The organism is Marivirga sp., assembly GCF_051117495.1.
Taxonomy (GTDB): Bacteria; Bacteroidota; Bacteroidia; order Cytophagales; family Cyclobacteriaceae; genus Marivirga.
In genome coordinates this window covers 76,449-90,340 of sequence record NZ_JBNPEF010000021.1, presented here as the reverse complement: position 1 = coordinate 90,340, position 13,892 = coordinate 76,449, and the positions used below count along the sequence as shown (strand labels likewise).

Annotated in this window: 15 protein-coding genes and 1 tRNA gene; 10 read left to right on the top strand and 6 right to left on the bottom strand. The window is 35.2% G+C overall.

Annotated features, from left to right (window positions below; genetic code table 11):
* Positions 1-7 precede the first annotated feature (7 nt).
* From ACFE0M_RS11770 to sucC, 4 genes are all read right to left on the bottom strand, one after another.
* Positions 8-1,006 carry an RHS repeat domain-containing protein gene (locus ACFE0M_RS11770; protein WP_434545959.1) on the bottom strand — a complete coding sequence of 333 codons (999 nt, stop codon included), beginning with the start codon at positions 1,004-1,006 and terminating at the stop codon, positions 8-10.
* A gap of 189 nt (positions 1,007-1,195) precedes the next feature.
* A complete protein-coding gene (locus ACFE0M_RS11765) occupies positions 1,196-1,687 on the bottom strand; it encodes a CIA30 family protein (RefSeq protein ID WP_434545958.1) in 492 nt (163 codons plus the stop codon).
* 229 nt (positions 1,688-1,916) lie between these two features.
* Positions 1,917-1,990 (bottom strand) — tRNA-Arg (locus tag ACFE0M_RS11760).
* 35 nt (positions 1,991-2,025) lie between these two features.
* On the bottom strand, positions 2,026-3,237 hold the full coding sequence (gene sucC, locus ACFE0M_RS11755; RefSeq protein WP_434545957.1) for an ADP-forming succinate--CoA ligase subunit beta: 1,212 nt from the start codon (positions 3,235-3,237) through the stop codon (positions 2,026-2,028).
* Between the two features lie 270 nt (positions 3,238-3,507).
* On the opposite strand from sucC, the gene ACFE0M_RS11750 reads away from it, so the two are divergent.
* The 10 genes from ACFE0M_RS11750 (at position 3,508) to ACFE0M_RS11705 (ending at position 11,561) form a co-directional block, all read left to right on the top strand.
* A complete protein-coding gene (locus ACFE0M_RS11750) occupies positions 3,508-4,167 on the top strand; it encodes an ABC transporter ATP-binding protein (protein WP_434546023.1) in 660 nt (219 codons plus the stop codon).
* A gap of 183 nt (positions 4,168-4,350) precedes the next feature.
* The gene (locus ACFE0M_RS11745; RefSeq protein ID WP_434545956.1) at positions 4,351-5,328 is read left to right on the top strand and encodes a PorP/SprF family type IX secretion system membrane protein; all 978 of its coding nucleotides are present in this window, start codon (positions 4,351-4,353) and stop codon (positions 5,326-5,328) included.
* 186 nt (positions 5,329-5,514) lie between these two features.
* Positions 5,515-6,714: a thiolase family protein gene (locus ACFE0M_RS11740; RefSeq protein ID WP_434546022.1), complete on the top strand. Its 1,200-nt coding sequence runs from the start codon at positions 5,515-5,517 to the stop codon at positions 6,712-6,714.
* A 5-nt stretch (positions 6,715-6,719) separates the two neighbouring features.
* Positions 6,720-6,965: a hypothetical protein gene (locus tag ACFE0M_RS11735; protein ID WP_434545955.1), complete on the top strand. Its 246-nt coding sequence runs from the start codon at positions 6,720-6,722 to the stop codon at positions 6,963-6,965.
* 61 nt (positions 6,966-7,026) lie between these two features.
* On the top strand, positions 7,027-7,821 hold the full coding sequence (locus ACFE0M_RS11730) for a thymidylate synthase (protein WP_434545954.1): 795 nt from the start codon (positions 7,027-7,029) through the stop codon (positions 7,819-7,821).
* A 14-nt stretch (positions 7,822-7,835) separates the two neighbouring features.
* A complete protein-coding gene (locus ACFE0M_RS11725; protein WP_434545953.1) occupies positions 7,836-8,921 on the top strand; it encodes an acyloxyacyl hydrolase in 1,086 nt (361 codons plus the stop codon).
* A complete protein-coding gene (locus ACFE0M_RS11720) occupies positions 8,909-9,664 on the top strand; it encodes a GIN domain-containing protein (protein WP_434545952.1) in 756 nt (251 codons plus the stop codon). The genes ACFE0M_RS11725 and ACFE0M_RS11720 overlap by 13 nt, the downstream gene beginning before the upstream one ends.
* Complete coding sequence (locus ACFE0M_RS11715) at positions 9,664-10,764, top strand: alanine racemase (RefSeq protein WP_434545951.1); 1,101 nt, start codon at positions 9,664-9,666, stop codon at positions 10,762-10,764. The genes ACFE0M_RS11720 and ACFE0M_RS11715 overlap by 1 nt, the downstream gene beginning before the upstream one ends.
* Positions 10,765-10,953: 189 nt before the next feature.
* Positions 10,954-11,199, top strand: a complete 246-nt coding sequence (locus ACFE0M_RS11710; protein WP_434545950.1) for a hypothetical protein — start codon at positions 10,954-10,956, stop codon at positions 11,197-11,199.
* Positions 11,181-11,561 carry a type II toxin-antitoxin system VapC family toxin gene (locus tag ACFE0M_RS11705; protein ID WP_434545949.1) on the top strand — a complete coding sequence of 127 codons (381 nt, stop codon included), beginning with the start codon at positions 11,181-11,183 and terminating at the stop codon, positions 11,559-11,561. The genes ACFE0M_RS11710 and ACFE0M_RS11705 overlap by 19 nt, the downstream gene beginning before the upstream one ends.
* A gap of 24 nt (positions 11,562-11,585) precedes the next feature.
* Here the strand turns inward: ACFE0M_RS11705 and ACFE0M_RS11700 are convergent, their stop codons facing one another.
* Together ACFE0M_RS11700 and yaaA are read right to left on the bottom strand one after the other, a co-directional pair.
* Entirely contained in the window at positions 11,586-12,884 is a 1,299-nt protein-coding gene (locus ACFE0M_RS11700; protein ID WP_434545948.1) for an amidohydrolase, read from the bottom strand.
* Positions 12,885-13,081: 197 nt separating this feature from the next.
* Positions 13,082-13,849 carry a peroxide stress protein YaaA gene (yaaA, locus tag ACFE0M_RS11695; protein WP_434545947.1) on the bottom strand — a complete coding sequence of 256 codons (768 nt, stop codon included), beginning with the start codon at positions 13,847-13,849 and terminating at the stop codon, positions 13,082-13,084.
* Between the last annotated feature and the right edge of the window lie 43 nt (positions 13,850-13,892).

The window sequence follows — 13,892 nt, the reverse complement described above, 5'->3', positions numbered from 1 at the left end:
AAATAGTTTAATAAAGTATGTTTTCCGCACCCCTTTTAGCCTTATTTTGAATTGAAATTGCTCTTTCATTGTATTCTTTGGCTAAACCAAAAAAAACATCTTCTTCTGCTTTGGCTGCTCTATATGCCCAGAAAAGTGCTTCCTTATTTTGATCCCTATAAATTTGGTTCGCTTGATGCTTCCCAATATTGTAAAATAATTCTGCTCCAGAATTAATAAACCCACCACCTCCATATCGTCCCAAAATACCTGCAACGACAGACTTACCAACTTCTATCCAGCCACCTTTATTATCCCCTTGATAGAATTTAGAGCCAATTTGGATAATTGTAAAACCTAAACCTAACTTTTTTGGAATAACATATTTAGCACCAAATTTTTGACCAAGCTCTGCAACGTCAATAGCAAGATTACCATAAGCTGCTACTTTTTCAGCAGTTTTCGCTGCTTTCTGCTCTAAGTTATGGAAGTATTGCTGTTTCCCACTCTTCGGTTCTTTTGTTGACTCTTGAGGACATGGATTTTCGGGACCACCACATCCACTGCTTTCATCATCACTCTCATCTGAATCAGGATTAGTCCAAGTTGCCTTGCCGTTTTCACCAGCTTGCTCCCATAAATCACCCAATAAATCTTGAAAACTCTCGGGAGCCATTCCTGTTGGATCGGTGAAATTTAGTGGATTATTATAAGTATAGTGATACGGATTATGGCTTGTCATCATATCAGCCAATGGATCTATAGATAACATTCTACCCAATGCTGGGTCATATTGTCGTGCATGGTAATCCAGCCACCCTGTTTCCTCCTGTTCTTCTTTCCCATTATACTTATAATCACTCACATTCCCAGAAGAATTAAAAGTCAGGCCAAAAGGATAGTAATCCTCCCTTTGCAATACTGTACCTGCTTCATTTACCACTGCCCTTACATTTCCAAGGTGGTCGGTCAGGTTAAAGTGGTACTGGTCAGATCCAAAATCATATTGTCCTTCCGGGTGCATCATAAAATCCAAATTGCCGTTGTCCAGGTGCAGGGCGCCAATATAATCGGTTTTGTTTGGTTTTGCAGGGATTTGGGTTGGTTTTGTAATGGACACACGCGAAAACGCGTGTGCGAAATTGAGATTGCTTTGCCAAAAAATTGGAATTTTGTTATGGGGACTGTAAGACCAAGATATTTAATTCTATTGCTTTTACTTCAATTCAATCTTATCAATGATTAAGCGGAAACTCTCCTTTTTCTTATTTCCAATTAAAAAGGCGACTTCTTCAATTGAGTCCCCAGAAAAATTAGGCATACTGAGTTTCCTGCCTCTATAAGAAGGATAAAAATCACCTAGAGGGATTGTTATTTCTTCCCATTCACCTGTGGTAGAGAATTCCCTAATGTAAGAATAGTAATCGCTTCTACTAGCTTTTAGTCTGAATTGATAGTCTTTTCCATCACCTTTCAATTTTATCACCACATTTTCATAGCCTTCCACACTCATCGACTCAAACTCATAACGAACAGAGGAAAAACCTCCATTATTTTCCGTTGTTACATATCCAGTGAAAACACCATGACCATCAATAGATAACTGAAAAGTTCCATTTGACATCCCTCCCATTACGGTATCATCCACTACACTCCAGGTATTTATGTCTTTATTGGAATCAAAATCATAGATTATGTTTGGCTGCATTGGAAATAGGATTAAACTGATAAATATAAATTTGAACATTGTGAGCATTGTTTATATTTTCTTGCTAAAAATATAAAAACAACTGGCGAAATGGATTTGTTTACATTACTTGTATAGCATCGGAGATTAGATGAGTAAGCACTAAATGATGCTTAATTTATTTTGAAAAAATACACAAAAATAAAAAAGTCTCTCAAAAATTAATTTGAGAGACTTTAGTTGCGAATAGTACACCCGAAGGGAGTCGAACCCCCAACCCTCGGAGCCGAAATCCGATACTCTATCCAGTTGAGCTACGGGTGCTTATCAATTACTAATTAGTAATTAATAATTATTAATTAAGAAAGTGCTTCTTTTACTCTTAATGCTGCATCTTTTAATACAATAGCAGAAGTTACTTTTAAGCCTGACTCTTCTATTATTTTCGCACCTTCTTCAGCATTGGTTCCTTGTAAACGAACAATGATCGGTACATTAATATCTCCTATGTTTTTGTAAGCTTCAACCACACCTTTAGCCACTCTATCGCAACGAACGATACCACCAAAAATGTTGATTAAGATAGCCTCAACTTTAGGGTCTTTTAAGATAATTCTGAAACCAGCTTCAACTGTTTCTGCATTGGCGCTACCTCCAACATCCAAGAAATTGGCAGGGTCACCGCCTGATAATTTGATGATATCCATAGTAGCCATTGCTAGTCCGGCACCGTTTACCATACAGCCAACATTACCATCCAACTTCACATAGTTTAAGCCTGATTCAGCTGCTTCTACCTCAGCAGGATCTTCCTCTGATTTATCACGCATTTCTGCTAAATCTTTATGACGGAATAATGCAGAATCATCTAAATTAACTTTAGCATCAACAGCTAAAATCTTATTATCAGAAGTTTTCAATACTGGATTGATTTCAAACATAGATGAATCCGTTGCATCATAAGCGGTGTACAATGAATGGATAAATTTCACCATATTTTTAAAAGCATCTCCTTCCAAACCTAATTTGAAAGCTACTTTTCTAGCTTGAAATCCTTGTAAACCAACACGAGGATCGATCCACTCTTTAATAATTTTATCTGGTGTGTTTTCTGCAACATCCTCAATATCAACCCCACCTTCGGTAGAAGCCATGATTACATTACATCCTTTGGCTCTATCCAATAAGATTCCAACATAATATTCCTTTGGCTCATGTTCACCCGGATAATAAACATCCTGAGCTATTAATAATTTGTTCACTACTTTACCGTCTTCACCAGTTTGGTGCGTCACTAAAGTACCTCCTAAAATAGCTTTTGATTTTGGCGCTACATCTTCTAAACTCTTTGCCAATACTACTCCATTTGAGTCTGTTTCCTTCACTTTTCCTTTTCCTCTTCCTCCTGCATGGATTTGCGCTTTAAGCACATACCACTCAGTTCCAGTCTCGGTATTAAGTTTTTTGGCAGCTTCAGTAGCTTCTTCAGGTGTATCGGCAACAATTCCTTTTTGAATGGTTACTCCGTACTTTTCAAGTATTCCTTTGGCTTGATATTCGTGTATGTTCATTCTTGGCTAATTTTTGTGCGAATGTACGGCAATAAATATTATTATTCAACCAGAAATGGCAATATTCAAGTGAAAAAGTGTTGATGTATTTGAAGTAGCTAAGTGTTAATGTCTGAATGCAGATATGTTTTCATGTTAGCAGAATATCTGGTTGAAAAGCTTACAAGCTTTTAAAAATATGGATAGATTTGGGATTTTTAATTTCGAATTTCAGATAATTCAACTTTCATATTTCATATTTCACCTTTTCATTATCTTTGAGCCATGAGCATATTGAGAGCTAAAAATATACAAAAACATTACGGTGACTTAAAAGTATTAAATGGTATTGACTTTCAGCTTGATGCAGCAAAAATCAATGCAATCGTAGGGCCTAGTGGTGCCGGAAAAAGTACTTTATTGCATATTTTGGGTACTTTGGATCAGGCCGATAGCGGTGAGCTTTTTTTTAATGATAAGGATATCAGCAATCTTTCCGGAAGTCGATTATCCAATTTTCGTAACAACACCATTGGTTTTATATTTCAATTTCATAATCTTTTACCCGAATTTACTGCCGAAGAGAATATTCTAATTCCTGCTTATATCTCCAAAAAAGAAGAAAAGTCATCTATCGAAAGAGTTAAGGAATTGATGAAAATATTGGGAATTGAAAAAAGAGCTCATCATAAACCCGGTCAGCTCAGTGGTGGAGAACAACAAAGAGTAGCTGTTGCCAGAGCCCTCATGAATAATCCTTCCATTGTTTTTGCCGATGAACCAAGCGGTAATTTAGATTCCAAAAATGCAGAAGAGCTTCATTCATTGTTTCTAAAATTACGAGATGAATTTGGTCAGGCATTTGTAATCGTGACGCACAACAAGGAATTATCTGAAATGGCTGATGAACGCCATGAGATGATTGATGGAAAACTAGGTAGATTGAATTAAGTTGGAAGCTGGAAGTCAGAAGTCAGAAGCTCGAAGTTTGTCTATTGTCTATTGTCTGCTGTCTATTGTCAATTGTCTACTGTTTACTAAGTATTTCCCCTAATTGAAATTTCCGTTTTCTGCCGATTTATAGGATGATGAGGTTGCCCATCTTTGTAATATCATTCATCAAAATAAATCAAAATGAAAAAGGTATTCATCATTCCGACCATTTTAGCATTGCTACTAGGATTCAATATGAATTCAAAAGCCCAAGATGTTTATTTCTCACAGTTTTATGCCAATCCCATTTATTTGAATAGTGCTCTGGCAGGTTCTGAAGGAAATCCTAGATTAACTTTGGCTCACAGACAGCAATGGAGCAATTTGCAGGCTTATAACGCCTCATATTTTTCATTTGATACGCCATTGGGCAAGCAATCGGGTCTAGCCATACATGCACTTAACGACCAGCAAATGGACGGGGTCATCAAAAATAATGCAATAGGTACTACCTTATCCCACAGAATAGAATTAAATAATAGAGCTGTAATCGGTGGCGGTATTTCCTTAAACTATTTTCAAAAATCATTTGATTGGAGCGGTTTAACTTTTGAAGATCAAATGAGGGCTGGAAGCAGCAATCGTTACCCTACTGCCGAGCGATTCGGTCAATCCAGAACCAATATGGTAGATATTGGCGTAGGCTTTGTTTATGCAAGTGAAAACTTGGTAACAGGATTAAATATTTCTCATATCAATACACCCAAAGAAAGATTTAATCCAGATTCAGATGCCATTTTACCAAGAAGATATACTGCTCATATAGCTTACAGATTTCAAAAATATTCTTACAGCAAAGAGGCTTATTCCATCACACCGTCTATCGTTTATGAAAATCAAGCAGGTATGGATTATTTAAATGTAGGCGGATATTGGAACAACAATTTTCTCACTTTAGGCGCATGGTACAGAGTGCAACAAGCAATGGTTTTCACAATTGGATTTTCTTATCAGCAATTTAATTTAGGTTATAGTTATGACCACAGCTTACAAAATGCACAAATCAACTATGGTGCAACCAATGAATTCACTTTGTCATACAGATTTCAATGGAAAGGAAAAGACCCAAGCAAAAATTATAAAGGAAAGTGCCCTGATTTATATAAAAATTTAAGGTGATATTAAGAATATTTGGGGAGTGATGACCCCAAATGATGGATGATGATGAATTGGGCGGATTGTGTATGCAATCTGCCCTTTCTTCTTAATTACAATTAAAATCATAAACAAGGTTAACAAAATCACTTCTCATTTTCAGCTTGAAATTAAAAAGCTTAATTTCGCTTTTATAAACTTATGGAAATGATCAATACAGCATACATAGTAGATATAGCCAGAACACCCGTTGGCAAATTCGGGGGTACTTTAAGTAGCGTAAGACCAGATGATTTGGCCGCGCATATCATTAAAAGTCTATTGGAAAGACAACCAAATTTCGATAAATCATTATTGGAAGATGTCATTTTTGGTGCTGCCAACCAGGCTGGTGAGGATAATAGAAATGTAGCAAGAATGGCCGGTTTAATGGCCGGGTTGCCTATTGAAGTCGGTGGGGTAACGGTAAATAGATTATGTGCTTCCGGTTTGCAATCCATTATGGATGCTAGCCGTGCCACTATGTTGGGCGATGGAGAGGCTTTTATAGCTGGGGGCGTGGAAAGCATGACCCGTGCACCTTTCGTGATGGCTAAAGCAGAAACTGCTTATTCAAGAAAACCAGAGGTTTATGACACTACTATTGGATGGAGATTTATCAATCCTAAATTAGCTGATATGCATTATCCCTTTGCCATGGGAGAAACTGCTGAAAATGTTGCCGAAAAATGGAAAATCAGTAGAGAAGCACAAGATGAATTTGCCCATAATTCGCAATTAAAATATGATGAGGCACACAAAGCCATGAAATTTAAAGATGAATTGGTGCCTGTGACTATCCCGCAGAGAAAGTCAGATGATATTTTATTCGATAAAGATGAACACCCAAGACTTTCATCTATTGATAAATTGGCTTCCTTAAAACCTGCCTTTAAAAAAGATGGCTCTGTTACTGCAGGAAATGCAAGTGGGGTGAATGATGGTTCGGCCGCAAGTTTAATTGTGAATGAGGAAACATTAAAGAAATTTAATTTAAAACCGATGGCCAGGGTGGTCAGCATGGCCATTGCTGGCGTCAGCCCTGACACCATGGGGATTGGACCTGTTCCTGCAACCCAGAAGGCATTAAAAAGAGCAGGTTTAAAAGTGGCTGATATTGATTTAATAGAACTGAATGAGGCCTTTGCTTCACAATCTATTGCTTGTATTCAAGATTTGGATTTAAATCCTGAAATCATTAATGTAAATGGGGGTTCTATTGCTATAGGACATCCATTGGGAGCCAGTGGAACTAGAATATCTGCTACCTTATTGCATGAAATGCAGAAAAGAGAAAATGTGAAATACGGATTGGCGACCATGTGCGTGGGCGTAGGTCAAGGTGCTGCCATTATTTACGAAAAGCTATAATAAAAATGGATTTAGAAAGAGTAAAACGATTTTCATCATTTATATATTGGATACCTGCTGTTATTATCATTATGGGTAAAATTCCTATTCCGGAAATGGCTTTTATAGCGTTACCTCTTCCGTATTATGCGGTATTCTATTTTTTATATACCAAAACTGAAAAATCACAAAGAAATAGAATTGAATTTGCCCGTTTAATATTGGTCACTATTTCACATTTTGTACTATATTATATGATGTTTCATAGATAATTTTCAGCCATTTATTAACTTTAAGAATTATATAAATACACAGCAATAAAATCAAAGCAAGATGAAGCAGTATCACGAATTAATGCAGCATATTTTAGATAATGGTGTCCAAAAAGGAGATAGAACCGGAACGGGTACTATTAGTGTTTTTGGTTATCAAATGCGTTTTGATTTATCGGAAGGATTTCCTGTAGTTACTACCAAAAAACTGCATTTAAGATCCATTATACATGAATTGCTTTGGTTTTTGAAAGGTGAAACCAACATTAAATATCTAAAGGAAAATGGTGTTTCCATTTGGGATGAATGGGCGGATGAAAATGGAGAACTTGGCCCTGTTTATGGCTCTCAATGGAGAAACTGGCCAACTCCAGATGGAAAACATATCGATCAAATTAGTCAGATTATTGATCAAATAAAAAACAATCCTAATTCCAGAAGAATAATGGTAAGCGCATGGAATGTGGCGGATGTCCCGAATATGGCATTGCCTCCATGCCATGCCCTATTTCAATTTTATGTGGCGGATGGAAAGTTAAGTTGTCAGTTGTATCAACGTTCAGCCGATGTGTTTTTAGGGGTTCCTTTTAACATAGCCTCTTATGCTTTATTAACGATGATGGTTGCACAAGTTTGTGACTTAGAACCAGGGGAATTTATTCATACTTTAGGTGATGCACACTTATATTCCAATCATTTGGAACAAACGGAATTACAACTTTCCAGAGAACCATATCCACTTCCTAAAATGAAAATCAATCCGGATGTGAAAAGCATATTTGATTTCAAATTCGAGGATTTTGAATTAATGGATTATCAATGTCATCCCCATATAAAAGCGGCTGTTGCAGTTTAAAACTTAAGAAGATTTTGAAAAAGACATGCTTTGCTGTTATATTTTTGCTGTATTGCTTTGCCTCAACAGCTCAACATTATGATTGGTACCTGAATGGACAAATCATTAAGGGTTTTATCCTAAAACATAATGAATATGTGAGTCATTTAGCCAATTCTCATCCTTCAGGAATAGAATTAAGTTTGCAACAAAAGCTTAACGGGAAAAGAGAATGGGAAAGTTTATACAATAAACCCTTGGTTAGCTATGGTTTATCCTATTACAATTTACAAAATCCTAAATTAGGGCATTTGGTAGTAGGCAGTGCGGCTATTGATCTACCCCTCAAAAGAACTGAAAACACTGCTTTATATTTCCGAATTGGGACAGGCTTGGTTTTTAGTACAAATCCTTATGATCGGGAAACCAATAATCAAAACAATATGGTCACTAGCACCATTACTTATCTTTTACAAACCAGGTTGACCTATGAAATTAAGCTAAATGAAAAAATAAGCCTTACCCCTAATCTCAATATTACGCATAGTAGCAATGGTGCTCAAAGAGCTCCTAACCGAGGAGTAAATATAGTTACTGCTAATATGGGGATGTCTTATAAAATCCAAAGCCAGGAAAATCAGGATATCCAGGATGTAATCGCTTTAGATAAAACCCCATATCAAGTTTATCTATTATTGAGTGGTGGTAGGAATACCCGAACCTTACAAGTTCGAGAACCGCTTCCATTTTTCAATTTATTAGTCTATGGACAAAAATACGTGAATCCTAAAAGTGACTGGGGAGTAGGTTTAGAATATTTTCACAGTTATTCCTTAAAGGAACAAATTAGAACCAGTTGGTTTAGAATAAATGGAGTAGAAGAAATTCAAGATTTTAAGCGAATGGGTTTACTCATTGGACATGAATTAAAATTCGGAAAACTTGGATTTATTACACAATTGGGTTTATATATTTATGATCCTAGCAAATTGAATATGCCAGTATATCAACGTTATGGATTGAGATATCAATTTCATGAAAATATTATGGCGCAAGTAGCATTAAAAACACATGCCGCAACAGCGGAACAAGCAGAAATCGGAATCGGATGGAGGTTTTAGAAAAAAATATTGTGATCATATTGTCGATTTTTTTAATCTCAATTCTTTCTGCTTGTGATTCAGAAGAAGCCTTTGATTGCTTTAAAAAGTCTGGTGAAAAAATTACAGTAAGAATTGATGATTTTCCAGATTTTAAGGAATTAATTATCCATAATGATATCGAATTGGAAATTGTGGAAACCGATCAAGAATATTTTGAATTGAATTATGGAGAAAATCTAATTCCTAAAATTGTTATGGACCACGAAAATGATTCTTTAAGCTTTTTTAACCAAAATTTCTGTGGTTGGACCAGAGATTTTGAAAAACCAAAATTAAAATGGTTTACTAATAAAAGTACTATCAATATTCTCTGCCTAAGCGATGGAATAATAACTACTACAGACACTATTAGAAATAATTTTATAATTAGAATTGAGAATGCAACAAATCAAGTTGATTTAAAAATCAATAATAACAGTACTACATTATTAAGTAATTCTGCTACCCTTTTTAATGTGGCCGGAAAATGTAAAAGCTTACGGATTGCAGGCTATTTTAATGATGGTAAATATAATTGCGGTGAATTTGTAGCCAACAGGGCAAATGTACTTCAAAGAGGCTATAATGACATTATAGTTAATGTAAAAGACAGCTTGAAAGGCAGCATTGAAAATGCCGGAAGAATTCTATACAAAGGAAATCCTGAAGTGGATGTTTCCGTTAGTAATGGCGGAGAGTTAATTCATTTAATTAAAGAGTAATGATGAATATTACAAAACCAAGTCTTTTATTGGATGAAAATATCGTTCGCAAAAATATAGAGAGAATGCTCGAAAGAGCTCAAAATTTTAACTGTGAACTGCGTCCCCATTTTAAGACCCATCAATCTCAAAAAATAGGAGAATGGTTCAGAGAATACGGCATAAATAAATGTGCCGTATCCTCATTAGAAATGGCAAAATACTTCTTCAATGCTGATTGGGCTGATATTACAGTGGCTTTTCCTTTAAATATATTAGAACATACTACTGTTAACGATCTTGCAGGAAAGATAAAATTAAATTTATGCGTTGAATCCATTGAGACTGTCAAAGCATTGAATGATTTTCTGGAACACCCCGTTGGTATTTTTCTGAAAATTGATGCCGGTTATCATAGAACTGGCCTTGATGCTGAAAATTTTGCTGAAATTGAAACAATTCTTAAAGCATTAGAAAGTAATCATCTCATTACCATCAAAGGTTTTTTACAGCATGCAGGGCATACTTATCAGGCCAATGGCAAAAAAGAAATCAATGAAATTCATGCTTATACATCCGAAAAGATGATTAATTTGAAAAAGCATTTCCAAGATCATTATCCTGATATTATTATTTCTAATGGGGACACTCCTACTTGTAGCGTATCCGAAAATTTTGAACATATCAATGAAATGCGTCCTGGTAATTTTGTGTTCTATGATGTAATGCAAGCTGAAATTGGTTCTTGCGGATATGATGATATAGCCGTAGCTATGGCTTGTCCGGTAGTGGCCAAACATCCCGATAGAAATGAAGTGATTGTGTATGGAGGTGCTATACACTTTTCTAAAGACAGAATAGAAAAAGACGGCAAAACCATTTATGGATTAATAGCTGAGGAAAAAGAAAAGGGATGGGGTAAACCTATTCCAGACTGGTATGTGAAAAAACTATCTCAGGAACACGGCACTATCCAAGTTCCTGGTAAAGCTTTTGATCAAATTAAAATTGGAGATTTATTATATATTCTTCCAATTCACTCCTGCCTCACTGCCAATTTAATTAGCAAATATTATACATTAGATGGCGATGAGATTGAGATGTTTCGATATGGATGTTAAATTATCTTCTAAGGTTAATTAAATGTACCTTAATATCTATTAAATTTAAAAAACAAAGATATGTCAAACTAGAAATTTGATTTTTGATAATGACCTATTTTATTGATATTTTTGTTAAAGATAGTATCTTTAGCGATTTAATAGACTTTAGTTCTTTTAATAAAAGAATTACCTAAATTTTCATTAGCTATGAAACAGATAACTTTAAACATACCAGATAATAAATATACATTTTTTATGGAATTGGTGAAAAACTTGGGTATTGAAAAGGTGAAAAATCCTTCTATGAAGGAAAATGATGGCACAAAAAAGAAAAAAGCATCAATGAATAAAATCTCCTCATTACGAGGAAAACTTCAATTAAATGAAAAGCAACTTAATGATTTCCATCAACATGTTAAAAATAGCCGTGAAGAATGGAACAGGGATGCTTAATAGACACCAATGTAATCATAGATTATTTAGCTAATAAACTACCTGAGGCAGGAAATCTATTAATTTATGAGAATGTTCCGAAGATTTCTGTGGTAACTCGACTAGAACTCTTAAGCTGGCCAAATGCAAGTGAAATTCAAATGCAAATTTTAGATGATTTCATCGATTCTTCAATTATTTATAATCTGGATGAAGATGTTATTCTAAAAACCATTGAAATTAGAAAAAACCATAAAATCAAGCTTCCTGATTCAATAATAGCAGCAAATGCTTTAGTGAATGATTTAACATTACTTTCCAGAAATGTAAACGATTTTAAGAAAATCGAAAATTTGGAGATAATTAATCCATATAATCTTTAGCTTAAATTTTAATAAAGCAATTACTTATTCCCTCTCCATATAATCCAAAGTCAAATTAATAAATGCTTTCACTCCAGTGAGCATCCCACATTCATCTATATAGAAATCTGGTGTGTGATGTCCGCCTAATGCTTGTCCTTCTGGTTCTGTTTCAGGTTTACCACCTATGAAGAAATATAAACCAGGGATTTCATTTTGGAAATAAGAAAAATCCTCAGCTCCAGTCACCGCTTTCATCACATGCAATTTATCTTCTCCTACTGTTTTTTGTAATGAAGAAACCATTTTATTAGTCAAATCGATGTCATTATAGGTAAGAGGAGCATTTTCTACAATTTCTACTTCAGCAGTAGCTCCAGCTATTTCTGCAATATTAGTAGCCGTTAGTTTAATTTTCTCATGGATCATTTCTCTCATTCCTTCATCCAAAGTTCTAATAGTTCCTTCCAACATGGCTGATTCCGGAATGATATTAAAACGATTGCCTCCTTGCATAATCCCTACCGTCACTACTGCTGCTTCTTTGGTCAATTCTGAATTTCTGGACACTATGTATTGCAAACTATTGATTATTTGAGCTGAAACCGCTATAGGATCCACACTAGCCCAAGGAGTAGAACCATGTGCTTGTTTACCTTTGATGTTGATAGTAAACCTGTCAGAAGCCGCCATAATACCTTCTGTTTTGTATTTGATATGTCCGACAGTAGTACCAGCATTTATATGTAAACCAAAAATAGCTTCCACATCAGGGTTTTTCAATACACCTTCTTCTACCATCATTTTGGCTCCTCCCCTCTCACCGGCTGGAACTCCTTCTTCAGCAGGCTGGAAAATAAATTTAATAGTGCCTGGAATGTCTTCTTTCATTTCACTGAACACTTCTGCAACCCCCATCATAATCGCAATATGCGTATCATGACCACATGCATGCATAACACCTGTCTCCTGTCCGTTATATTCTGTTACTACTTCAGATTTAAAAGGTAAATTATTTCTTTCGGTAACTGGTAAAGCATCAATATCAGCTCTTAAACCTACAACTGGACCTGGCTTTCCACCTTTTAAAATAGCAACAACTCCTGTGTGAGCAACTTCAGTTTGAACATCTAAACCTAGACCTTTTAAGTGCTCAGCTATCTTCTCTCCTGTTTTATATTCTCTATTAGATAATTCTGGATTTTGATGAAAATGCCTTCTCCATTCAATTACTTTTTCTTCAATATCTTCTGCTTTTTCTAATGCAATTTTGTGTAAATCCTGTGAAAAGGAAAGTGAAGGAATAATAAATATGGCAATCACAAATGAGTATAACTTTTTCATACGGGTTAAATTTTAATCAAGCTTAAATATATTGAAATTATTTAAAGAATTAGAGGAAATTGTTGTCAACTACAAATACCTACCATTAAGAACTGAAACCATTGTAATGAAGCTTCTTTGTGTTGGTGCGAGCTTCCCAGCTTGTACCCTGCATTTACTTATAGCACGAGCTAAGAAGCTCGCGCTAGCATTTTACTTCAACCTCTTTTAAAAGCCAATTTTGACTCGCTTGAATCTTTTTCGTCAAAAGCATAACCTTCCAAATCAAAGGCTTTTAAATCATCTATTTTATCGATCTGGTTTTTAACAATATATCTCGCCATCAATCCTCTGGCTTTTTTGGCGAAGAAAGAAACAATCTTGTACTTTCCATTATTAAAATCCTTAAACTCAACATCAATGACCTGAAAATTCTTTTTCAGTTCCTTTTTATTGACAGATTTAAAATATTCATTTGAGGCCAAATTAACCAATATTTTATCGCCCTGAGATTTAATATCTTTTTTCAATTGCTCGGTAATTTTATCTCCCCAAAACTCATACAGATTATTGCCTTTATCTGTTTCTAGCTTAGTACCCATTTCCAATCTATAAGGCTGGATTAAATCCAATGGTCTCAATAATCCATATAAACCTGATAAAATTCGAATATGTTGTTGGGCATAATCATGTTCTTCCTGTGTGAAATCCTCTGCTTCCATGCCTTGGTAAACATCACCTTGGAAGGCTAAAACTGCTTGTTTTGCATGCTTTGGAGTTCGCTTTTTGAAATTATCATAGCGCTCCACATTTAATTGTGCTAATTTATCACTAATGCTCATCAGCTCTTGAACCTCTTCTTCCGATTTGGTTTTAAGAACTTCAATTAGCTGATTGGTTTCTTCATTAAAACGGGTTTTTGTACTTCTTAAATCAAATTGTTTCTCAAAATCCAAGCTCTTGGCCGGTGACAATATTGCAATCATAGTTTTTACTTATTTTGAAATATAAACTTAGCACTTATTAAAA

Coding starts and splice junctions, on each gene's coding strand:
- ACFE0M_RS11720 (WP_434545952.1), top strand. CDS start 8,909: ATGGAGGTTTTAGAAAAAAATATTGTGATCATATTGTCGATTTTTTTA.
- ACFE0M_RS11705 (WP_434545949.1), top strand. CDS start 11,181: ATGGAACAGGGATGCTTAATAGACACCAATGTAATCATAGATTATTTA.
- ACFE0M_RS11770 (WP_434545959.1), bottom strand. CDS start 1,006: ATGATGCACCCGGAAGGACAATATGATTTTGGATCTGACCAGTACCAC.
- ACFE0M_RS11735 (WP_434545955.1), top strand. CDS start 6,720: ATGGATTTAGAAAGAGTAAAACGATTTTCATCATTTATATATTGGATA.
- ACFE0M_RS11745 (WP_434545956.1), top strand. CDS start 4,351: ATGAAAAAGGTATTCATCATTCCGACCATTTTAGCATTGCTACTAGGA.
- ACFE0M_RS11715 (WP_434545951.1), top strand. CDS start 9,664: ATGATGAATATTACAAAACCAAGTCTTTTATTGGATGAAAATATCGTT.
- ACFE0M_RS11700 (WP_434545948.1), bottom strand. CDS start 12,884: ATGAAAAAGTTATACTCATTTGTGATTGCCATATTTATTATTCCTTCA.
- ACFE0M_RS11765 (WP_434545958.1), bottom strand. CDS start 1,687: ATGCAGCCAAACATAATCTATGATTTTGATTCCAATAAAGACATAAAT.
- ACFE0M_RS11730 (WP_434545954.1), top strand. CDS start 7,027: ATGAAGCAGTATCACGAATTAATGCAGCATATTTTAGATAATGGTGTC.
- yaaA (WP_434545947.1), bottom strand. CDS start 13,849: ATGATTGCAATATTGTCACCGGCCAAGAGCTTGGATTTTGAGAAACAA.
- sucC (WP_434545957.1), bottom strand. CDS start 3,237: ATGAACATACACGAATATCAAGCCAAAGGAATACTTGAAAAGTACGGA.
- ACFE0M_RS11710 (WP_434545950.1), top strand. CDS start 10,954: ATGAAACAGATAACTTTAAACATACCAGATAATAAATATACATTTTTT.